Origin of the sequence: Nocardiopsis sp. ATB16-24 (assembly GCF_030271535.1) — a bacterium.
Lineage (GTDB): Bacteria > Actinomycetota > Actinomycetes > Streptosporangiales > Streptosporangiaceae > Nocardiopsis.
In genome coordinates this window covers 403,025-423,930 of the sequence record NZ_JASCXJ010000003.1, presented here as the reverse complement: position 1 = coordinate 423,930, position 20,906 = coordinate 403,025, and the positions used below count along the sequence as shown (strand labels likewise).

At 70.2% G+C, this 20,906-nt stretch carries 17 protein-coding genes; 7 read left to right on the top strand and 10 right to left on the bottom strand.

Annotated elements, in window-relative coordinates:
- Positions 1-128: 128 nt before the first annotated feature.
- From PFX91_RS06165 to PFX91_RS06145, 5 genes are all read right to left on the bottom strand, one after another.
- Positions 129-776, bottom strand: a complete 648-nt coding sequence (locus tag PFX91_RS06165) for a PH domain-containing protein (RefSeq protein ID WP_502888256.1) — start codon at positions 774-776, stop codon at positions 129-131.
- Positions 761-1,858 (bottom strand): adenosine deaminase, encoded by a 1,098-nt coding sequence (locus PFX91_RS06160; RefSeq protein ID WP_285730049.1) that lies wholly within the window; start codon positions 1,856-1,858, stop codon positions 761-763. The genes PFX91_RS06165 and PFX91_RS06160 overlap by 16 nt, the downstream gene beginning before the upstream one ends.
- Positions 1,859-2,018: 160 nt before the next feature.
- On the bottom strand, positions 2,019-3,263 hold the full coding sequence (locus PFX91_RS06155) for a M20 family metallopeptidase (RefSeq protein ID WP_285730048.1): 1,245 nt from the start codon (positions 3,261-3,263) through the stop codon (positions 2,019-2,021).
- 24 nt (positions 3,264-3,287) lie between these two features.
- Positions 3,288-4,460: a glutamate--cysteine ligase gene (locus PFX91_RS06150; RefSeq protein ID WP_285730046.1), complete on the bottom strand. Its 1,173-nt coding sequence runs from the start codon at positions 4,458-4,460 to the stop codon at positions 3,288-3,290.
- Between the two features lie 186 nt (positions 4,461-4,646).
- Positions 4,647-5,756: a YihY/virulence factor BrkB family protein gene (locus tag PFX91_RS06145; RefSeq protein ID WP_285730045.1), complete on the bottom strand. Its 1,110-nt coding sequence runs from the start codon at positions 5,754-5,756 to the stop codon at positions 4,647-4,649.
- A 215-nt stretch (positions 5,757-5,971) separates the two neighbouring features.
- Between PFX91_RS06145 and PFX91_RS06140 the strand changes: the two genes are divergently transcribed.
- Complete coding sequence (locus PFX91_RS06140) at positions 5,972-7,093, top strand: galactokinase family protein (protein WP_285730044.1); 1,122 nt, start codon at positions 5,972-5,974, stop codon at positions 7,091-7,093.
- A 104-nt stretch (positions 7,094-7,197) separates the two neighbouring features.
- A complete protein-coding gene (locus PFX91_RS06135; RefSeq protein ID WP_285730101.1) occupies positions 7,198-8,454 on the top strand; it encodes an LCP family protein in 1,257 nt (418 codons plus the stop codon).
- A gap of 672 nt (positions 8,455-9,126) precedes the next feature.
- Here the strand turns inward: PFX91_RS06135 and PFX91_RS06130 are convergent.
- Both PFX91_RS06130 and PFX91_RS06125 read right to left on the bottom strand, forming a co-directional pair.
- A complete protein-coding gene (locus tag PFX91_RS06130; RefSeq protein WP_285730043.1) occupies positions 9,127-10,344 on the bottom strand; it encodes an NADP-dependent isocitrate dehydrogenase in 1,218 nt (405 codons plus the stop codon).
- A 181-nt stretch (positions 10,345-10,525) separates the two neighbouring features.
- On the bottom strand, positions 10,526-10,975 hold the full coding sequence (locus PFX91_RS06125; RefSeq protein ID WP_285730041.1) for a DUF3017 domain-containing protein: 450 nt from the start codon (positions 10,973-10,975) through the stop codon (positions 10,526-10,528).
- A gap of 517 nt (positions 10,976-11,492) precedes the next feature.
- On the opposite strand from PFX91_RS06125, the gene PFX91_RS06120 reads away from it, so the two are divergent.
- On the top strand, positions 11,493-12,098 hold the full coding sequence (locus PFX91_RS06120; protein WP_285730040.1) for an FHA domain-containing protein: 606 nt from the start codon (positions 11,493-11,495) through the stop codon (positions 12,096-12,098).
- Between the two features lie 97 nt (positions 12,099-12,195).
- On the opposite strand, the gene PFX91_RS06115 is transcribed toward PFX91_RS06120, so the two are convergent.
- Genes PFX91_RS06115 through purN form a run of 3 tightly spaced genes read right to left on the bottom strand, consistent with a single transcriptional unit; the run spans position 12,196 to position 15,268 of the window.
- A complete protein-coding gene (locus tag PFX91_RS06115) occupies positions 12,196-13,053 on the bottom strand; it encodes a bifunctional methylenetetrahydrofolate dehydrogenase/methenyltetrahydrofolate cyclohydrolase (RefSeq protein WP_285730039.1) in 858 nt (285 codons plus the stop codon).
- Between the two features lie 14 nt (positions 13,054-13,067).
- Positions 13,068-14,636 (bottom strand): bifunctional phosphoribosylaminoimidazolecarboxamide formyltransferase/IMP cyclohydrolase, encoded by a 1,569-nt coding sequence (gene purH, locus PFX91_RS06110; protein WP_285730037.1) that lies wholly within the window; start codon positions 14,634-14,636, stop codon positions 13,068-13,070.
- Positions 14,633-15,268, bottom strand: coding sequence for a phosphoribosylglycinamide formyltransferase (purN, locus tag PFX91_RS06105; protein WP_285730100.1), 636 nt, complete (start codon positions 15,266-15,268; stop codon positions 14,633-14,635). The genes purH and purN overlap by 4 nt, the downstream gene beginning before the upstream one ends.
- Before the next feature lie 360 nt (positions 15,269-15,628).
- Between purN and PFX91_RS06100 the strand changes: the two genes are divergently transcribed.
- The 4 genes from PFX91_RS06100 to PFX91_RS06085 all read left to right on the top strand — a co-directional run bounded on the left by PFX91_RS06100 (position 15,629) and on the right by PFX91_RS06085 (position 20,906).
- Positions 15,629-16,021, top strand: coding sequence for a DUF4190 domain-containing protein (locus PFX91_RS06100; RefSeq protein ID WP_285730036.1), 393 nt, complete (start codon positions 15,629-15,631; stop codon positions 16,019-16,021).
- Between the two features lie 270 nt (positions 16,022-16,291).
- Positions 16,292-18,271, top strand: coding sequence for a Wzz/FepE/Etk N-terminal domain-containing protein (locus PFX91_RS06095; RefSeq protein ID WP_285730035.1), 1,980 nt, complete (start codon positions 16,292-16,294; stop codon positions 18,269-18,271).
- Positions 18,271-19,686, top strand: coding sequence for an O-antigen ligase family protein (locus PFX91_RS06090; RefSeq protein WP_502888255.1), 1,416 nt, complete (start codon positions 18,271-18,273; stop codon positions 19,684-19,686). Before PFX91_RS06095 ends, PFX91_RS06090 begins: the two co-directional genes overlap by 1 nt.
- Positions 19,683-20,906: an aminoglycoside phosphotransferase gene (locus PFX91_RS06085; RefSeq protein WP_285730034.1), complete on the top strand. Its 1,224-nt coding sequence runs from the start codon at positions 19,683-19,685 to the stop codon at positions 20,904-20,906. The genes PFX91_RS06090 and PFX91_RS06085 overlap by 4 nt, the downstream gene beginning before the upstream one ends.

The following is a 20,906-nucleotide window of genomic DNA, read 5'->3' as shown; positions in this document are numbered from 1 at the left end:
GGAGACTTCCCCTTAGGCATGCCTTACCTAACCAGAAAAGCGGGGGGCGCGTCAACCTCGTGGAGAACGACGTCGGGCCCGGTCCGCGTGCGGGACGGAGCCGGGCCGGATCGGGAGAGCGACGGTGCTCAGGTCAGGAGGAACACCGCCACGACGAGCACCACGGTCGCGGCGACGACCACGATGACCTCCACGGGGACCATGGTCTGGGGCTCGTCCTCGGCGCCCAGGGCCGCGGGACCGGCTTCGTCCACGTCCCTGACCGGGCCACTGAGCGGGCGCGCCTTGTGACGTTCGGCGTCCCGCCGCAACCGCAGGGCCGCCAGGTCCACCGGCCGCATCCCCGCGGGATCCTCGTCCCCGTCCTCCTGGTCGAGGTAGCCCCCCTCGCGCCGCAGGTTGTCGCGGACCTTCTGACGCCTCGTCTCACGCAGCGGCCAGGAGCGCACGATCCGGCCCGGGGTGTGCACTCGCAGGACGTCGGTGACGTCCACCCAGAGCACGGCGGCCCATGGCACGAAGGTCTCGCGCAGCGGATTGATCACCCTCAGCCCGCGCTCGGTGGAGACCACACGCGGACGCAGCCACACCAGGTACGCCGCGGAGATCGACACCACCAGCAGGGCCCCGGCGATCCAGGCCTCGCGGCCCTGTCCCCGCCAGAGCACGTCCAACAGGAGCAGGACCGCGATGACGATCCACACGATCGCGGCCACCCGGGTGAAGGTCGAGTAGTGGGTGGTGGGTGTGGGCCCGTCCATCAGCCGGTCGCCCACTTCAGCTGGGCGAAACCGGGCTTGATGATGCCGTTGATCAGCGACAGGCGCTCGTCGAAGGGCAGGAAGGCCGACTTCATGGCGTTGACCGTGAACCACTGTAGGTCGTCCCAGCCGTAGCCGAAGGCCTCGGAGAGCTTGGCGAACTCCTCCGACAGGCTGGTTCCGCTCTGGAGTCGGTTGTCGGTGTTGACCGTGACGCGGAAGCGCAGGTCGCGCAGGAGCCCGATGGGATGTTCGGCGATGGAGGGCGCCGCTCCGGTCTGCACGTTGGAGCTGGGGCACATCTCCAGCGGCACCCGCTTGTCCCGCACGTACTGGGCCAGGCGTCCGAGCCGGGGGGTGCCGCCGTCGTCGGTGGCGATGTCGTCGATGATGCGCACGCCATGACCCAGACGATCGCACCCGCACCACTGGAGGGCCTCCCAGATGGACGGCAGCCCGAAGGCCTCCCCCGCGTGGATGGTGAAGTGGAAGTTCTCACGGCGCAGGTACTCGAACGCGTCCAGGTGACGGGTGGGCGGGTTGCCCGCCTCGGCCCCCGCGATGTCGAAGCCCGACACCCCCGAGTCGCGGTACCGGACCGCCAGCTCGGCGATCTCCGAGGACCGCGCGGCGTGCCGCATGGCGGTGACGATCTGTCCCGTGCGGATGTCGCGCCCCTGCTGCGCGGCGCGCTTTCGTCCCAGGTCCAGGCCCTCCTGGACGGCCTCGACGACCTCCTGCAAGGTCAGCCCCGCCTCCAGGTGCTGTTCGGGGGCGTAACGCAGTTCGGCGTAGACCACGCCGTCGGCGGCCAGGTCCTCGGCGGCCTCCGCCGCGACGCGCACCAGGGAGTCGCGTGTCTGCATGACCGCGGTGGTGTGCGCGAACGTCTCCAGGTAGCGCTCCAGGGAACCGGAGTCCGAGGCGTCGCGGAACCACCGGCCCAGCTCCTCGGAGTCGTGGGTGGGAAGGCCCTCGTAACCGGTCTCCCTGGCCAGTTCCACGATGGTGGACGGCCGCAGCCCGCCGTCGAGGTGGTCGTGCAGGAGTACCTTGGGCGCCCGTCGGATCTGTTCGACTGTGAGTGGCTGATTCATGGCTTCAGGATGCCACCAGCCGGAGGAGGAACCCCACCTCACAGAGTCGAGTTACCCGGATTCCGGTAGATTCGGCCCTCTCCGGCCGGCGGGACCCGATGCGGCTATGCGCTGAGTCGCGCGGTGTGGTCCTCCGCCGGCCGTGTCGGTCCGACCCTCCTCAGGCCAGGGCCTCCTCGTTGTCCACCCGCGTCCTGCCCTGGGAGTCGTCCATCGCCGCCAGCGCGGTCAGTGCGGTCGTGGCCATGAAACGGGTGCCGGTACCGATGGCGCGCTCGTCCACGTCGAAGGTGCCTCGGTGCAGGTCCAGCATGGGCCCCGTCCAGTCCGGGGAATGGGTGCCGAGGCGAGCCAGCGCACCGGGGGCCTGCTCCAGGTACCAGGCGAAGTCCTCACCGCCCAGGCTCTGCGGGGTGGGGGCCACCGCCTCCGGACCCAGGGCCGCCACGACCGCCTCCTGCATGATGTCCACGCTGGTCGACTCGTTGATGGTGGGGGGCACGCCCTTGCGGTAGGTCACCTCCGCCTCGGCGCCGTAGGCCGAGGCCACCGTCTCCACCAGGCCCTTGACGATGTCCGGGGCCGCGTGCCAGGCCTCGTCGTCCAGACAGCGCACGGTGCCCTCCGCCACGGCGTCCTCGGGGATGACGTTGGGCGCGGACCCCGCGCTGATGCGCCCCCACACCAGGCTGAACCCGGCCCGGGGATCGATCCGCCGGGACAGCGCCGCGGGCAGCTCGGTGACCACCTTGCCCAGTGCGTAGACGAGGTCGGAGGTCAGGTGCGGACGCGCGGTGTGCCCGCCCGGACCCGACAGGCGCACCATCAGCTGGTCGCAGGCGGCGGTGATGCCGCCCGTGCGCAACCCGACCCGGCCGGACACCAGACGGGGATCGCAGTGCAGGGCGAAGATACGGTCCACCCCGTCCATGGCCCCGGCCTTGATCACCTCCACGGCGCCTCCGGGCAGTTCCTCCGCGGGCTGGAAGACGAGCCGGACCCGACCCCGAAGGGCGCCGGCCCTCTCCAACTGGGAGAGAAAGATCCCCGCCGCCAGCACCACCGTGGTGTGCACGTCGTGTCCGCAGGCGTGCGCGACCCCGGGCACGGTCGAGCGGTAGGCAACGTCCTTCTCGTCGGTCAGGGGAAGGGCGTCGATATCGGCGCGCAACGCGACCACGGGACCGTCCTCGGAGCCGACGTCGCAGATCAGACCGGTTCCCTGCGGCAGCTCCTGCGGTTTGAGACCCGCGTCCAGAAGGCGCTCGGCGATCCGACCGGTCGTGCGGTGTTCGGCGAAGGCGAGTTCGGGGTGCATGTGGAGGTCCCGGCGGAAGCCGATCATATCCCGCCCATGGCGCGCCAGGAAGGCGGTCAATTGTTCCGGCAGGTCACGTCCCTGCATGCGAGGGTCCCCTCTTCTTCACGTCTACCGCGCACCGGCTCCGTCGCCGACGCCGACCTGTGCACGGGCGGGACCGCCGCGGAGCTCGGCTGCGAGCATGTCCACGACGTCGTCGAGGGAACCGCCCTCGGCGATGACCGCACGCTGGCGCTCGTAGGAGGCACCCTTGTCCAGGATCTCGGAGATCAGGTCCAGGTCCTCGGCGCAGCCCAGTCGGTCCGCCACCGGTTTCAGGTCGCGGACCAACTCGTACAGGTCGTCACGCAGCGGAACGGTGGTCCCATGTGCGTCCGTGATGACACGAGCGTCGAGTCCGTAGCGGGTGGCACGCCACTTGTTGTCCTTCACCACCCAGGACGGCGGGCTGGGCAGACCGTACCCGCGGTCGAGCTGGTGATCGAACAGCTCCACCAGGCTCTGAGAGAGCGCGGCGGCCATTCCCACCTCGCGCAGGGTGGGAATCCCGTCGAACATCCGGATCTCGATGGTGCCGAAATCAGGGTGCGGACGGATGTCCCACCACACTTCCTTGATAGAGGCGATGGTACCCGCCCTGAGAAGCGTTTCGAGGTATTCCTCGAAAGCCGCCCAGCCGGCCAGGCTCGGAGGCGGCCCGGCGGTCGGCAAGGACCCGAAGATCACCGACCGGGAGGAGGCCAGTCCGGTGTCCTGTCCGCCCCAGAACGGACTGGACGCGGTCAGCGCGAGGAAATGCGGCAGGTACTTCGTCAGGGCGTTGACCATCGGAATGGCCTTGTCCCGGTCGCGTACCCCCACGTGCACGTGGACACCGCAGGTCAGGATGCGCCGGGCCAGCCACTGCATCTGCTCGACCAGTTCCCCGTAGCGCTTGCCGGGGCTGATCTCCTGGTCCCGCCAGTCGTCGATGGGGTGCGTTCCGGAGCAGGTCAGCGTGCTCCCCCAGGGAAGCAGGACCTCTCGCATCCGGTCGATGTTGCGACTCAGGTCGTTTCGGACCTCCTCGACGGTCTCGCAGATCCCGGTGACGACCTCCACCTGGGACTGCATGAGCTCGTGACGCAAAGGGGGGGTCGCGGCCTCCGAGCTGAGTTCGGGAAGTTCGGAGAGGAGTTTCGGCGCCTCTTGCCTGAGATGCCGGGTCCGCTCGTCGACGAGTTGGAGTTCCCACTCCACACCGATCGTCGAACGCTCGGACGAGTTGAATGCGATTCCCATCTGCCCTCCGAAGGGGGTGTTCGTCGACCACCGCGATCGACTCACCGTCGCACCCCGGCAGAACCGGCCAACCGGGACAGGAGAGGACTACCCTTCACACACCGTTCACATACGGGGCAAGCGACTCGCATAAGGCGAATTCCATGGAAAAAATTTCTGTTTCCCCGTGACCGTCCTGGATTTTCGTCACCGAACGTCATCGCGCCGACGCAGTATCCATGCCGTGGCGCCCGCCGCTCCGGCCGCTCCCAGCAGGGACAACGTTCCGGCGAGCGCATGTCCGGCGGACCGGTGGCCGGCCGGCTCGTGCTCCGGCGGACGCCGGGCGGGCACCGCCCGGGGCCAGGCCACGCCGTTCTCCTCGGGCAGCGGTATCGATCCGGTGTAGGGGGGCGGCACCGGCAGCCAGGTGGCCGTCCAGGCCGCGCTGAACATGACCAGGCGCATCACCAGGTTGATCCACACCAACAGCCCGACCAGGACGGTGAAGGAGGCGTAGACGGGGTTGGTGAGCGTTCCGGACAGCAGGAGCGCCGCGGCGGATTTGAGCACCTCGAAACCGATCGCGCCCAGAAGGGCGCCCCGCCACATCATGCCCGCCGGTCGTCCGCTGCCGGAGAGCAGCGAGAACGCCATCATGAAGATCCCCATGTTGACGGCCACCGCGATGACCAGGGCCAACACGCGCAGGGTCAGGCTCGCCACGAGCGAACCGTCCAGGCCCACAAGGGACAGCAGCCACTGGGTGGCGGCCTGCGCGACACTGGTGAGCGTCACCGCGAGGAGCAGGGCCCCGCCCAGCCCCAGCATGAGGAGTACGTCCGCCACCGTGCGGACCAGGATGTTGGGGCCCTCCCGCAAGTTCTTCAGCCAGATCGAGTGCAGGGCCTCGCGCAGCGACGACACCGAGTTCAGCCCCGCGTAGAGCAGACCGAGCGCGCCCAGGACGCTCGCTCCCACGCGCGCCTGGGCGATCTGTTCCACGGGCAGCTGATCGGACAACCCGGGCAGCACCTCGTCCAGTGCCTGCTGGAGGTGGTCGCCGATCTCCACCTGGAAGGCCGCGAGATAACCGACCGCGGCGAAGGCCAGGGCGAGCAGCGGAAAGAAGGACAGGAAGGTGAAGTAAGTGACGGCTCCGGCGAGCTGGCTGCCGTTGCGGTCGGAGTAGCGTTCGTAGGCACGCACCAGGTGGTCGATCCCGGGCCTGCGCCGGCGTAGGTCCCAGTACGCGTCCATGGCCATGTTCTGGTAGTGCCGGGCCGTGTCCCTGGCCCGATCCAGTACTGAGGCCACTCTGCCCTCCCCCGCTCCCTTGCCGCTTGTCCTGCCCTGAGGAACGTCGCGTAATCCGGCTCGCCGTCCTCCGGCGGCTCCCGCCCCGCGACGCATGGAGGTGTGGGCTCCTCCGCGGACGGCCCACGCCAAGCCCCGCCCCGGGGTCGGTTCGGGGTCCCTTCCGGGTGTGGGCACACTTGGTGGGACAGAGACGTCCGGGAAAGGAGTCGTCGGTGGAGTGCGCGGGTGCGCGGCTGCGTGCCGTGTTGGGTGTGCGGTCGGCGGGCCCGGTGGGGACGTGGCCGGAGCGGGCTCCGGACGCCGACGCACTCGTGCGGCGCTTCGGCACGCGGTTCGGCACACCGCCCGCCGGCGTGTGGCACGCGCCGGGACGTCTGGCGCTCATGGGAGAGCACACCGCGGCCAGCGGAGGCGTCGGACTGTACGTCGCCCTCCCCTGGGGCGTGACGGCGGCCGTGGGCCCCTCTCCGGACCACCGCGTCCACGTGACCACGCTCAGCGGTGGAACGCGCTCGGGACGGAAGGCCACGCGTGCCGTGACGGCGGCGGTGGAGGAGGCGCGTCGGGCCGGTCTGCTCGGCGCCGACGAGGGGATCCGCGTGGTGTGGGGGGCCGACCTGCCCGCGCACTCCTCCCTTGGTCACGTGTCCGCCGTGGGCGCCGCGGTGACGCTGGCCCTGGCCGACATGGGAGGCGGGCCTCCCCCGGAGGGAACCACCGCCGACCACCGCGTGGCGCTGGCGGCCCGCCCCGGGTGCGCGGTACGGGTGAACCTACGGACCATGCGCACCACCGTGCTCCCCTTCGACCTGGCCGAGAGCGGACTGCGGTTGATCGTGGTGGACACCGGGTCCCTGCCCCGACGCGACCCACGGGCCGTCCGCGCGGCCGAACTGCGACGCGCACAGGAGATCATCGGTCCTCTGCGGGCCGTGCGGGACCTGCCCGAGGCACTGCGCGAGCTACCGGACCCCGTGCTGCGCCGTCGGGTGGAGTACGCGGTCACCGAGGTGCACCGGCTCAACGCGGCGGTCGGACTGCTGCGCGCCGGACGAGCCGAGGAGACAGGCCCCGTCCTGTCCGCCTCCCACCTGTCCCTGCGCCGCTTCGAGCTACCCACCCCGGAGGTGGAACTGGTCGCGGAGACCGCCGCGCGGGCCGGTGCGCGCGGGGTACGGATGTCCGGGTGGGCCGGGACCGTGCTCGCGCTGGCCGCCACGGAGAGGGTGGAGCGCATCGAGGACGCGCTCGTGAAGGAGTTCCGTACCAGGAACCGCGTACCGCCGAGGGTGCGGACCGCCCTGCCCTCCGCCGGTGCCCACAGACTGCGCTGAACCCGGTCGGGGAGGACCGGGCGAACCCCGCTACCCTTTTCGCGATCACACAGGTGGAAAGTAGCGACGAGGCGTTCCCCCGCGCCGAGCAGATAGGCGATGCGATGCCCGACCATAAACCAAGGGAGGTCGGCCGCACCGGCGAACACGACAGGCAGGGCGTGTTCAGGCGCGGTGGCGACCCCGGCAACCCGGACGAGTTCGAGAAGCTCTACCGCCCCCGTGAGTCCGAACAACGAGTGGTCGGCGCCACACGTCGACTCCCCAGGGCCGAGGAGGTCCCCCCTCTACGGCCGAGCGGACCCCGGCGTCGTACCCACGGCCCCGGCCGCGAGTACGACGGAAGCGGGAGCAAGCGCCGCCGAAGGGAACTCCGCCGCAGACGGCGCAACACGATCCTGGTGACCCTGTTGGTCCTCCTCCTGATCGTGCCCGGCGGGCTCTATCTGTGGGCGGACGCGCGTCTGACCCGGGTGGAAGCCCTGCTGGACTACGAGGGACGCCCGGACAAGCAGCCCGGCACCACCTACATGATCGTGGGCTCGGACAGCCGGGAGGGACTGGACGACGACCAGATCAGGGAACTGGCCACCGGTCGCGCCGAAGGGCGCCGGACCGACACCATCATGATCCTCTACCTCCCCGACGACGGCGAACCCACCATCGTCAGCGTCCCCCGGGACTCCTACGTGCCCCTCGCCGTCCCCGGTTACGCCGACAACAAGATCAACGCCTCCTTCGCCGACAGCGTGTGCGGGACCGATGAGGAGGGCGAGGAGGTCTGCGGCGGTCCGGCACCTCTCGTGGAGACCTTCGAACGCGCCTCCGGTGTACGCGTGGACCACTACGTGGAGATCGGCATGGGCGGTTTCGTGGACCTGGTGGACGCGGTCGGCGGAGTCGAACTCTGCCCGGAGGAGGCCATGGTCGACCCCAAGGCCGGTCTGGACATCGAGGCGGGCTGTCAGGACATGGACGGCGGCACCGCTCTGGGCTACGTGCGCACCCGCGCCACCCCCCGCGCCGACCTGGACCGTATCGCCCGTCAGCGCGAGTTCTTCTCGGCGCTGGTCCAGGAGGCCGGTGCTCCCTCCACCCTCTTCAACCCCTTCAGGGCCGTGCCGCTGATGCTCGCGGGCACGGAGACGTTCATGGTCGACGAGGGCGACAAGCTGCGGCATCTGGCGACCATGCTCCTGTCCATGCGTGGAGGCACGCAGACCACCGCGGTCCCGGTGGGGAGCACTCCCACCCTGGACGGTGTCGGCTCGGTGGTGGTCTGGGACGAGGCCCGTTCCGAGGAGATGTTCGCCGCCATGCGCGCCGGAGAGCCCATCCCCGAGAGCGCCTTCCAGGACTAGGACCCGTGCGCGCGGCCCCGCCTTCTCGGAGACGGATCGGGCGGGTCCGCGCGTAGCGACGATTGAGGGTGGTGGAGGGTGACGGGCAAGAGAAGACCGCGCGTAGCGACGTTTGAGGGTGGTGGAGGGTGACGGGCAAGAGAAGACCGCGCGTAGCGACGTTTGAGGGTGGTGGAGGGTGACGGGTGGGAAAGGCGAAGGGCCCGTCGCCGAAGCGACGGGCCCTTCTTCGTGACGTTCCGTACTGTGCGCGCCTACCCCCCAGCGGGCGCACGGCCGGTACGTCGGTCCATGTGGCAGAGGGGCGTGAACCCTCTCTGGCCTGCCGATTCTCACCGGCATGACTCCACAATAGGTCAAAGTTCGCTTAAGGTGCGAATTCAGCCCACGTGGTCTATGTCGCACCCCTGAGCCGTATCGGCTTCCGGCTTCCTCCATCCTTCCACCACGAGCCTCCGCATGTACGCCGAACACGGGAAACACGCCGGAGAACTTTGCGAGTCCTCGTTCTTCAAGGCCTACGAACGCGGGCTTTCAGGACATCACACTCTTCTCCGACTCCGAGGACGACGACGCCCGGGCACCCCTTCTCGGGGCGACCCGGGCATGACGTGGATCTCAGGCGCGCGCCGATCTCCTGTGACGATCATCACAGGAGATCGGCGCCGTGGCTCAGGCCAGGCGCTTGGAGAGGTTCTCGTCCAGCGCGGCGAGGAACTGCTCGGTGGTCAGCCACTCCTGGTCGCCGCCGACGAGGAGCGCGAGGTCCTTGGTCATCTGACCGCCCTCGACGGTCTTGATGACGACGTCCTCCAGGGTGTTGGCGAACTCCACGACCTTGGGGGTGTTGTCCAGCTTGCCCCGGTGCTCCAGACCGCGGGTCCAGGCGAAGATGGAGGCGATCGGGTTGGTCGAGGTGGGCTTGCCCTGCTGGTGCTGGCGGTAGTGGCGGGTCACCGTACCGTGGGCGGCCTCGGCCTCCACGGTGCGGCCGTCCGCGGTACGCAGGACCGAGGTCATCAGACCCAGGGATCCGAAGCCCTGCGCGACGGTGTCGGACTGCACGTCACCGTCGTAGTTCTTGCAGGCCCAGACGTAGCCGCCCTCCCACTTGAGCGCCGCGGCGACCATGTCGTCGATGAGGCGGTGCTCGTAGGACAGACCCGCGGCCTCGAAGCGCTCCTTGAACTCGGTGTCGTAGACCTCCTGGAACACGTCCTTGAACATGCCGTCGTAGGCCTTGAGGATCGTGTTCTTGGTGGACATGTAGACCGGGTAGTTGCGGTCCAGGCCGTAGTTCAGGCTCGCACGCGCGAAGTCCTCGATGGACTTGCGGAAGTTGTACATGCCCATCGCGACGCCTCCCTCCTCGGGGAAGTTCGCGACCTCGAACTCGACCGGCTCGCTGCCGTCGGCCGGGGTGTAGGTCATGGTGACCGTACCGGGGCCGGGGACCTTGAAGTCGGTGGCCTTGTACTGGTCACCGTGGGCGTGACGGCCGATGATGATCGGCTTGGTCCAGCCGGGGACCAGACGGGGCACGTTCTCGCAGATGATGGGCTCGCGGAAGACGACACCACCGAGGATGTTACGGATGGTGCCGTTGGGCGAACGCCACATCTTCTTGAGGCCGAACTCCTCGACCCGGGCCTCGTCCGGGGTGATGGTGGCGCACTTGACGCCGACGCCGTGCTCCTTGATGGCGTTGGCGGCGTCGATGGTGATCTGGTCATCGGTGCGGTCGCGCTCCTCGATGCCCAGGTCGTAGTACTTCAGGTCGACGTCGAGATAGGGAAGGATCAGACGGTCCTTGATGAAGGACCAGATGATCCGGGTCATCTCGTCGCCGTCGAGCTCGACTACGGGGTTCTCGACCTTGATCTTGGCCATGGCTGTGTGGCTGTCCCTTCAGTCTTCGCTACCGCCTCGTGCGTCGGGGACCGGTCACCGGTTCGTGGCCGGAGCCGGTCCGCGCGCGCGGCAATCACCTGATCCCGCCCGGGGTCCGTGCTCCCCGGGAGGCGGTGGCTTGTCGTTCTCGCGGTATCTCGATGTCAAGCTTATTCGACGCCTAAGCGGAGAGCTGCGGCGCCACCCATGCCAGCACGATGAGCAGGACGGCGAGGGTGACCAGGGTCAGAAGATCGACCCATCGACGGCGCACCGCGAGCATGCCGGCCCACTCCTTCGGCAGGAAGAGTCGGAAGGCGGCGGCCAGCAGCAACGCACCCGCGATGATCGCCGGACCACGTTTAAAGTAGGCCGCGGCCACGACCACGATCCCCGCCGCGAGCGCCGACATGACCAGGAAGTAGGGCACCTGGGCGAGCCAGTACGGTACCTCCGGCCGGGCGGGAGACCCGTCGGCCTCCGCGTCCGCCGGGCCCACCGGGTCCACCTCAGGCGGACGGTCCTGGCCCCGACTCTCTTCAGGGTCTCGCCCTTCGCGAGGCGCCTCCTCAGGCGCCCTCTCCTCCCGCGCGCCCTCGTCCGCCACACCCGCCTGCCCCGCCTTGTCCACCGCGTTCCGACCCGTTCGGTTGAGGATTGTCCGGCCGCCTCGCGGCTCTTACGTGTCTTCCCGGCGACCGGCGAGACCGTCCGGCCACTGGTGACGGACCGTCCGGGACCGAACACCGCTCCGAAGGCTCACTTCCCGGGTGTCCGGCCGTGCCGAGCGGGAAGCGGGGCTTCCCGTCCGGGTGCGACGCGCCCATTGTAGTGACCCGTGTCGCCCAGGCCTCAGGCCTCACGGAAACGGCTCTGCCCCTCGGAGAGCCCCATGGTGACCGTTTCCCGCTTCCGATTCGGCTACAGATCCGTATTCACGCGCCTTGTCCGCCTAACTCCAGAGTAAGAGCGTAGAACACGTACCACCCGGGTAACCAAGCTGGAGATGAGTGCACCGGTGAGCAAGGATCGCCCCCATGAAGCCCACTCAACGCGCAGGCCGAACGGCCTCCCCCCGACAGTCACCTCTCCACCACCGACGCCAGCACCCCCATCGGCACTGCCACCCCAGTTCGGGAGGACCCACCGTGGACGGCCCCTACCTCCGGGTCGAAGAGACCGGGGACATCCACCAACTCGACGGTGAGGTCACCACCATCGGCCGCGGCGCGGGCGCCGACGTCCGGCTCAACGACCTCAGTGTCTCCCAACTCCACGCCGAACTGGTCCGCCGCGGACCCTACGTCTACGTGGTCGACCTCGGCCTGTCCCGCAACGGAACCCGTGTGAACGGCCGCCCCATCGCGCGCCGTGTCCTGGAGGAGGGCGACGTGGTGACCTTCGGGAACGCCCGCTGCCGGATCGGCGGTCTCCCCCAGGAACAGATCAGCCCCGACGTCGAACTGCGTCGCGGGGCCGCCCCCGAGCTCACCCGCCGGGAGCTGGACGTCCTGACCGCGCTGTGCCGGCCCGCACTGTCGGAGGAGGCCTTCGTGGCCCCCGCCACCGCCCGTGACATCGCCGGAGCCCTGGTGGTGACCGAGGCGGCGGTCAAACAGCACCTGTTGCGGCTGTACCAGAAGTTCCGTATCCCCGAAGGCCAGAACCGCAGGACCCGGCTGGCCAACGAGGTCGTGGCTCTGGGGCTGGTCCGTCCGATGCCACTGGGCGGCTCGAACCGCAAGGCCAGCTGACCGGTCCGGACGGACCGTGCTCCGCGGTGGACACGACGGCGGTCCTCCCGCGAGGGAGGACCGCGGCCCCGTCACCGATCGGTGACGAGGCTGCCCCTCATCCCGCGGCGGCCTGACGCTCGGCGGCCTCCACCACGTTCACCAGCAGCATCGCCCGGGTCATCGGTCCCACACCACCCGGGTTCGGGGACAGGTACCCCGCCACCTCGGCCACGTCCGGCGCGACGTCGCCGACCAGACCGGAGTCGGTGCGCGAGACACCGACGTCCAGCACCGCCGCGCCGGGACGGACCATGTCCTTGGTGACCAGCCCCGGTACACCGGCCCCCGCCACGATGATGTCGGCCCGGCGCGTGTGCTCGGCCAGGTCCCGGGTGCCCGTGTGGCACAGCGTGACGGTGGCGTTCTCCGACCGGCGGGTCAACAGCAGGCCGAGGGGGCGCCCCACCGTCACACCACGTCCGATCACGACCACCTCGGCGCCCTTGAGCGGTACCTCGTAGCGGGCCAGCAGCTCCACGATGCCGCGCGGTGTGCACGGCAGCGGCGCCTCCTGCATCAGTACGAGCCTGCCGAGGTTGGAGGGTTGGAGTCCGTCGGCGTCCTTCTCCGGGTGGATCAGGCCCAACACCCGGTTCTCGTCCAGGCCCCGGGGAAGCGGCAGCTGCACGATGTACCCCGTACAGGCGGGGTCGGCGTTGAGCTCGTGGACCGCCTGCTCCACCTCCTCCTGCGTGGCGTCGGCGGGCAGGTCCCGACGGATGCTGGCAATGCCCACCTGCGCGCAGTCACGATGCTTGCCCCGCACGTAGGAGTGACTGCCGGGGTCGTCGCCGACCAGTACCGTGCCCAGGCCGGGGGTGAGGCCCCGGTCGTGCAGTCTCGCCACCCGCTCGGAGAGCTCCTCGCGGATGGACTTGGCGACGGCCTTGCCGTCCAGGACGGTCGCGCTCATGTGTTGCTCCTCGCTCAGTGGAAGAAGTGCCGGGTGCCGGTGAGGTACATCGTCACTCCGGCGGCCTCGGCCGCGGCGATGACCTCCTCGTCGCGTACCGATCCGCCGGGTTGGACGACCGCGCGGACCCCGGCCTCGGTGAGGATCTGCAATCCGTCCGCGAAGGGGAAGAAGGCGTCGCTGGCCGCCACGGAGCCGGCCGCCCTCTCGCCCGCGCGCGTGACCGCCAGTCGGGCGGAGTCGACCCTGTTCACCTGGCCCATGCCCACACCCACCGTGGCCCCGTCGGAGGCCAGCAGGATGGCGTTGGACTTGACCGCGCGCACGGCCCGCCAGGCGAAGACCAGGTCGGCGAGGACCATCTCGTCGGCGGCCTTCCCGGTGGCCAGGGTCCAGTCGGCGGGATCGTCCCCCTCGGCGTCGATGGCGTCGGCCGACTGGGCGAGCAGGCCGCCACTGATCTGGCGGGTCTCCACACGGGAGTGCGAAGGTGCCTCGGAGACCACCAGGAGACGGATGTTCTTCTTCCGGGTGAGGATCTCCACAGCCTCGGGGGCGAAGCCGGGTGCCACGACGACCTCGGTGAAGACCTCGGCGATCTGCCCGGCGAGGTCGGCTCCCACGGGGCGGTTGGTGGCGATCACACCGCCGAAGGCCGACACCGGGTCGCAGGCGTGGGCCTTGCGGTGGGCCTCGGCGTTGTCGGCGCCCACGGCGATGCCGCACGGGTTGGCGTGCTTGATGATCGCCACGCACGGCTGCTCGAAGTCGTGGGCGGCCCTCAGCGCGGCGTCGGCGTCGACGTAGTTGTTGTACGACATGGCCTTGCCGTGCAACTGCTCCGCCCCGGCCAGTCCGTGCGCGGCGACGCCGTCGACGACGTACAGGGCGGCCCGCTGGTGCGGGTTCTCGCCGTAGCGCAGAACCTCCTTGCGGGTGTGGACGGTGGCGCGAAACTCGGGCCAGGAGGTATCGACGGCGGTCTCGTCGGGGGCGTAGGCGTCGGCGAACCACTCAGCGACCGCGGCGTCGTAGCCCGCGGTGTGCCGGAAGGCGAGTCCGGCCAGACGCTTGCGCTGCTCCAGGGTGAAACCACCGTCGCGGACGGCCTGAAGGACCTCGTCGTAGCCGCCGGGGTCGACCACGATCGCGACACTGCCGTGGTTCTTGGCCGAGGCCCGCACCATGGCGGGCCCGCCGATGTCGATCTTCTCGATGCAGTCGGCCTCGGAGGCGCCGGAGGCGACGGTGTCCCGGAAGGGGTAGAGGTTGACCACGACCAGGTCGAAGGGGGCGATGCCCAACTCCTGGATCCGGGCCACGTGCTCGGGGTTGTTCCGGTCCGCGAGCAGACCGGCGTGCACCGAGGGGTGCAGGGTCTTGACGCGGCCCTCCATGATCTCGGGGAAGCCGGTGACGTCCTCCACGGGGGTCACGGGGATGCCGGCCTCGCGCAGCCGCGCGGCGGTGGAGCCGGTGGAGACGATCTCCACCCCGGCCTCGGCCAGGCCGAGGCCCAGCTCCTCCAGACCGGTCTTGTCGTAGACGCTGATCAACGCACGCCTGATGGCCTGCTGGGTCACCGGTTCTCCTTCGTGTAGGTCGCGTCGGCGACGCTGTGCTCGGTGCGGCCGAACCGCACGTGCCTGCCGTCGATGGTCCAGCCCTCGCGGGCGAGCCTGCCGACCGTGTCGACCAGCATCTTCCGCTCCACTTCCTTGATGCGTTCGTGGAGGCTGGATTCGTCATCGTCGTCCTGGACGGGAACGCTCGCCTGGTCGATGATCGGCCCGGAGTCGACGCCCTCGTCGAGGAAGTGGATGGTGGTGCCGGTGATGCGGACACCATGGGCGAGCGCGTCGCGAACGGCGTGCGCGCCGGGGAAGGAGGGGAGAAGGGCGGGGTGGATGTTGACGGCCGGGTGCCGGCCGACCACCGCGGGTCCGAGGATGCGCATGAACCCGGCGGAGACCACCAGGTCGGGACGGTACCCGGAGATCCGCTCGGCCATGGCGGCGTCCCACCGCGCACGGTCGGTGTAGGCGCGGAAGGGGACGACGAAGGTGGGGACTCCGGCTCCGCCCGCCAGTTCGATGCCCGGGGTGCCCTCGCGGTCGGAACCGACGGCGACGATGCTCGCCCCGTAGTCGGGGTCCTTGGACGCCTCCAGCAGCGCCGCCATGTTGCTGCCCGTGCCCGATATGAGGACCACCACTCGCGCGGTCAATGCTTCTCCCAGTGTTTAGAGAACGGTGCGGGAGCCGCCTCCCGCGTCCGGGGGCGCCGGGGGACGGCGCAGCATCCGGTTTTCGCGCACGCCCGGCACCTACACCGGGTTCGGCCGGCCGCACCGCGGGCATCGCCGAGGGCCGACGGGTCCACGGGACCCGCACGCGTTCCAACCCTATCGGGACAGGTAGCGTCTACCTACGGGGAGTGCGGTGTTGGCCGACGTGTGACGGGCGCCTCGACGGCCTCCTGGACCGCCCCGAGAGACAAGGACCGCGGGGTACCCTCCGCGCTCGCGGAAGCGGACCACACCGCCCCCGGACGGGGCGCTGCGAAGGAGTGAACCTTGACCGACAACAGCCCGGAGCCACGATCCGAAGGTCAACCCCCCAGAGTCGAGCGAGGGGGCCTGTGGGGTCTGTTCTTCGGTGCGGCGGGCCTGCTCCTGCCACCCTACGGCGTCGTGCTCTCCGTGTTCGGCGTCGTCCAGGGCTTCCGTGCCCGGCGTGCCGCCCGGGAGAACCGGACCCAGGCGCCGGGCGCGCTGATGAGCGTGGCCGTGGGCGTCCTGGGAATCGTGATGTCCCTGTCCCTGACCTCGGTCGCCGTGATGTACCGGGAAGAGGTGACACAGTATCGGGACTGCTCGGCCCGAGCGCACACGGTGTCCACTCAGAGCGAGTGCGACGAGGCGTGGGAGTCCTCCACCGGACTTCCCCCCACGTTGGCGGCCGGCTGACGTCCCGGGGCCGGGTGAGAGGCCCCACCTCGGTCGTGCGCGAGGGGCGGCGGGAAGGATCCCGCCGCCCCTCGACGCGTCCGCGGGCGACGGCGTGAGGTCTCTCCGGTACGTCCGAACGCCGCGACTCCGCCTCGCCGGGAGGAACGGCCTCTCTCTCCTTCCGCGGGGAACCACGGTTTTCCCCACGTCCGGCATCCCCCAAGGTACTACACTGAGTGTGTAATCAATTACTAAAGGTGTTGGCCTTGCTCGCACGGAGAGGATCCGATGGACACCGACATCTCCGGGCCGTCCGGACCGGAACTGAGGGAGTACACGGCACTGCTACGCCGCCGTCTGCGGTTGATCGGGGCCGGTGTCATCGGCGGGTTGGTCCTCGGCGCCGCCATGGTGGTCGTCCTGCCCACCACCTATACCTCCGTCACCGCCGTGCAGGTCCAGCCCACAGGGATGGACGAGTTCACCGGGGAGCGCTCCGGACGATTGTCGGGGGACGTCAACCTGGACACCGAGGCCCAGATCCTGATCTCGGACCAGGTGTCGTCGGTGGTGGCCGAGTCCCTCCCCGGGGAGGTCCCCGCGCCCACCACCGATGATCTGCGCGAACGCGTGGAAGTGAACGTCCCTCCCAACAGCAACGTCCTGGAGATCGGCTTCTCCGCCTCCACCCCGGAGGCGGCCCAGGCCGGCGCGAGGAGTTACGCCGACGCCTACCTGGAGGTACGCCGGGCCCAGGTCGACGCCCTGGTCGACGACCGTCTGGAGGCGCTGCGAGGCGAGCGGGAGGACCTCTACCAGGACCTGGCCGAGGCCGTCGCCGAGGAGGCCGCCTTCCCCGGCGCGAACACGCGGACAGAGGCCCTGCGTGAGGAGATCACGGAACTGGGCAAGGGGATCGGCCCTCTCAGCGTGCTGCGGGAGACGGTCCAGGCCGGAAGGGTGCTCACCCCCGCCGGTCTCCCCGAGGAACCCAGCGGCCCCGTCCCCGCTCTGTGGTTGGTGGGCGGCGCCGCGCTCGGCCTGCTGGCGGGCCTGTCGGCCGCCCTCGTCCGCGACCGGTTCGACCCGCGCCTGCGCGATACCGAGGACACCGCTCGGGTCACGAGGCTTCCGGTCCTGCTCGACCTGTCCGACCGGATGCGTGCGGACGGGCACGGCTCCGTGCTGCTGGACGACGGTGCCGGCGCGGGGCAGCGCGTCAACGAGCTCGCGCACCTGATGCGCGCCCGCCTGTCCTTCGGTGCTCCCCGGTTCCCGGGTGAGACCGAGGGGGATACCGCGTCCGGCCATGTGCTGTTGGTCGCCGCCACCGCCCCGGGCCACGCCGGCACGACGATCGCCGTGGCTCTGGCCGCCGCCCTGGCCCGCACGGGTTCGGAGACGCTGCTGGTGTGCGCGGACCCCCACGGCGACACCGCCGCGAACCTGCTGGGGCCGCCCGAGGGAGCCGGCCTGGACGAGGCACCGGCCGAAGGCTGGGAGTCCGTCGGGCCGATGGCGCGTCCCCACGCCCCGCGTCGCCTGCGGGTGCTGCGGCACGGGTCTTGGGGAGCGCACACGCCCGTGCAGGACACGGCCATGGTGGAGCTGTTGCGGCGGCTGCGCACCGAGGCCGAGTACGTGGTGGTCGCCGCCGCCCCCGTGAGCGAACGCGCCGACGTCCACGCTCTGGCCTCCTCGGCCGACATGCTCCTGCCGGTGGTGGAACCGGACCGGACCCGCCGCAGGGATCTGACCGACCTGCTCACCCTCGCCGAGCGGCTCGCGGTACCCGTACCGGGCACGGCCGTCCTGCCCCGTCGTCCCCTGGCCGACCCGCCGCCCGCGGTCGACACGAGCGCTCGCGTGGAGGCAGGGGCACCGGTCGATACCGGCGCCGAGGACACCGACCCCACGGAGGACGTGAGGGACACGGCCGCCGCGGACGCGGAACAGAGCTTCGAGGGGACAGGGACACCGACCCGCACCGAGATCGTCGGACTGCCCGACGACGCCGAGGAGGAGAGGGACGAGGTGGCCGACTGGAGCGAGGACGGCGCCGACCTCTCGGCCGCGGAGAGGGCCTTCGGGTTCGGGGAGGACGACGGCGCCCGTGCCGTGGAGGTCTTGGAGGTCCTGGAGTCCGACGGGGAGACGACTCCCCCCACGGAGACCGGCACGGACATCGGGGACACCGTGTCCGTCGGCACGGCGACCGGGCGGGACGGGACCGCGTCCGCCGCCGCGGCCTCGGGGTCCCGGAACTGATGGAGAGTGTGCCCTCCCGCGCCTCACCGGTGGGGACCACGACCACCTGGACCACCGGGGGGTCGTCGGTGGTCGGCCCTCCCCGGGCCGCCACCGGTCGGCCGCTGGTCTGGTTGTTGGCCGGATATCCGCTGTGGTGGGCCCTGGGCATGGGCCAGTTCGCCTACTGGCTGTTCGCGCTCCCCATGGCGGCCGAACTGGTACGGCGCCACCGCGCCAGGGGGCTTCGGGTCCCTCCGGGGTTCTGGGCGTGGGCGCTGTTCCTGCTCTGGACCGTGCTGGGCCTGTTCCTGGTACCGCTGGAGACACCGGGCACCGTTGCGGACAGCGGCGGGTACGGTGGCGCCCTGCTCCGGATCGTCAACTACCTGGTGTTGACCGTCCTGCTGCTCTACGTCGGTAACCTCTCCGAGCGCGAACTTCCCACCCGTGTGGTCGTGTGGGCGCTGGCCGTGCTGTGCCTGACCACCATCGCCGGCGGCTACCTGGGGGTCCTCGCGCCACGGTTCGAGTTCACGGCACCGGCGGAGTACCTGCTCCCCGAAGCCCTCGCCTCGGACTCCTACATGCGGGCCCTCGTCCATCCCGCCTCCTCCCAGATCATGGACGTCCTGGGGTACGAGTCGGCGCGCCCCAAGGCTCCCTGGGAGTACACCAACATCTGGGGATACATGCTCTCCCTGTCGCTGGTGTGGCTGGTGGTCGGATGGATCGTCCAGGGCTCGGGCCTGGTGCGCTGGGGTGCGCTGACCGCCGCCGCGCTGTCCGCCGTCCCCGTCGTGTACTCGCTCAACCGGGCACTGTGGGTGGGACTGGCGCTGTCGCTGGGCTACGCCGCCGTGGCCGCCCTGCGTCGGGGCCGCGTGACCCTGGTGGCGGCCGGTTCCGTCGTCGTCCTGCTCGTACTGCTGTTCCTGGCCGCCTCCCCGCTGGCCGACGTGGTACGCACACGAGCCGACAGTCCGCACAGTGACGACGGACGGGCCGCTTCCAACGCCGCCTCCGTGGAGGCCGCAGGACTGTCCCCGGTCATGGGGTGGGGGACCACCAGGCAGGCCCAGGGCAGTTCCGACTCGATCGCGGTCGGCCCCACGGCCGAGTGTCCCGGCTGTGGCCGACACGTCATCGGCAACGCCGGTCAGTTGTGGATGACCCTGATCGCCGGCGGGTGGGTGGGCACCGCCTTCATGCTCGTCTTCTTCGCACGGATCGCCTGGCGCTACCGGGCCGCGTCCTCCCCCGTGGGCCAGGGCGCGTTGCTGACCGTGCTGTTGCTGTTCTGGTACATGTTCTTCTACGTCGCGCTGATGTCCCCCCTGGCGGTCACCATGATCGCCGTCGCCCTGCTGTGGCGCGGCGAGGAACCGGCGCTCAGGCGGAAGGCGTCCGCGCGCACCCGCGGGAGGCTCTGGTGAGCGGCGATACCACCTACCTGACCGACCTGGCCGCGGTGCTGTGGCCGTGCGGCGGACTGCTGGCGCCGGGTGATCGCCAGACCCGGCGACTGGCGCACCGCGAGCGGGGAGGGCAGTACCTCCCCATCCCCAGCGCGCGCAACCCGCGGGTGATCCTGCCGGCCCACGACCGGTCCGCGGCCGTACGGGGGATCGCCTCCTTCGCCCAGGGGCACTCGCTCCGGGAGAAGGCGCGCACCCTGCTGTTGACGGGGGCGTTCGCCAGCGGACTGGCCCCCCTGCTGCTGCGCGACCGACTGTACGTGGGCGTGGGCCCGGGCATCGAGCACGCGCTCGCCTCGGCCCTGGATCGTGATCTGGCGATCGCCATCCATGTGGGTCCGCCCAGGGCCAACCGTAAGCCGGTCCTCCTGTTGCTCACACCCGGCGGACGGACCGTGGGCTACGCCAAGGTGGCGGTGAACGACCTGACCGCGCGTCTGGTCCGTGCCGAGACCTGGGCTCTGCGTCACCTGTCGGGGGTCCGTCTGCGGGACGTGACCGTGCCACGACTGATGTACGAGGGCGAGTGGAACGGCCACCCCCTGCTGGTACAGGAGGCCCTACCGGTGGGCGACCAGACGGATCGACCCACGCGGCGCCAGCTCCTGCGGTGCGTGGCACAGATCGCCCACCTGGCGGAGGTACGACGGCACAGGCTGAGGGACAGCTCCTACGGAAGATCCCTGGAGGAGCGGATCGTGGCGTTGGGGGCGCGACCGGAGGCCGTGCCGCTGCGCGCGGCGCTGCACCGCCTGCCGGACGTGTCTCTTCTCTTCGGGGCCTGGCACGGGGACCTGACCAGGTGGAACATCGCCGGCACCTCACGCCGCGCGTTCGTGTGGGACTGGGAACGGCTCTCCCTGAACGCGCCGGTGGGGTTCGACGCGCTGCACTACGACCTCAACGAGTGCGTGCAGGACGGTGTCCATCCGGGGGTGCACCGGTGGTTGGAGAGCGGCTCACGGCTGTTGCGCGACCCGCTGATGGTCGAGGCGGGGGTCGGGTCCCGGACGGTGTCCACGGTGATGGCGCTGTACCTGATCGACCTGGCCACCCGGTATCTGCACGACCGCCAGGACGAGAGCGGCGGCCGTATGGCGGCCGTGGACGACTGGTTGTTGCCCGCTTTGGAGGGGCTTCAGGACAGGGCCGCCACCGAGGCCTCCCCTCGGGTGTGA

What these genes read in the sequence shown, in the direction of transcription:
- PFX91_RS06160 (WP_285730049.1), bottom strand. Translation starts at nt 1,858, where the DNA reads ATGAATCAGCCACTCACAGTCGAACAGATCCGACGGGCGCCCAAGGTA.
- PFX91_RS06155 (WP_285730048.1), bottom strand. Translation starts at nt 3,263, where the DNA reads ATGCAGGGACGTGACCTGCCGGAACAATTGACCGCCTTCCTGGCGCGC.
- PFX91_RS06150 (WP_285730046.1), bottom strand. Translation starts at nt 4,460, where the DNA reads ATGGGAATCGCATTCAACTCGTCCGAGCGTTCGACGATCGGTGTGGAG.
- PFX91_RS06135 (WP_285730101.1), top strand. Translation starts at nt 7,198, where the DNA reads ATGCCCGACCATAAACCAAGGGAGGTCGGCCGCACCGGCGAACACGAC.
- PFX91_RS06130 (WP_285730043.1), bottom strand. Translation starts at nt 10,344, where the DNA reads ATGGCCAAGATCAAGGTCGAGAACCCCGTAGTCGAGCTCGACGGCGAC.
- PFX91_RS06115 (WP_285730039.1), bottom strand. Translation starts at nt 13,053, where the DNA reads ATGAGCGCGACCGTCCTGGACGGCAAGGCCGTCGCCAAGTCCATCCGC.
- PFX91_RS06095 (WP_285730035.1), top strand. Translation starts at nt 16,292, where the DNA reads ATGGACACCGACATCTCCGGGCCGTCCGGACCGGAACTGAGGGAGTAC.
- PFX91_RS06090 (WP_502888255.1), top strand. Translation starts at nt 18,271, where the DNA reads ATGGAGAGTGTGCCCTCCCGCGCCTCACCGGTGGGGACCACGACCACC.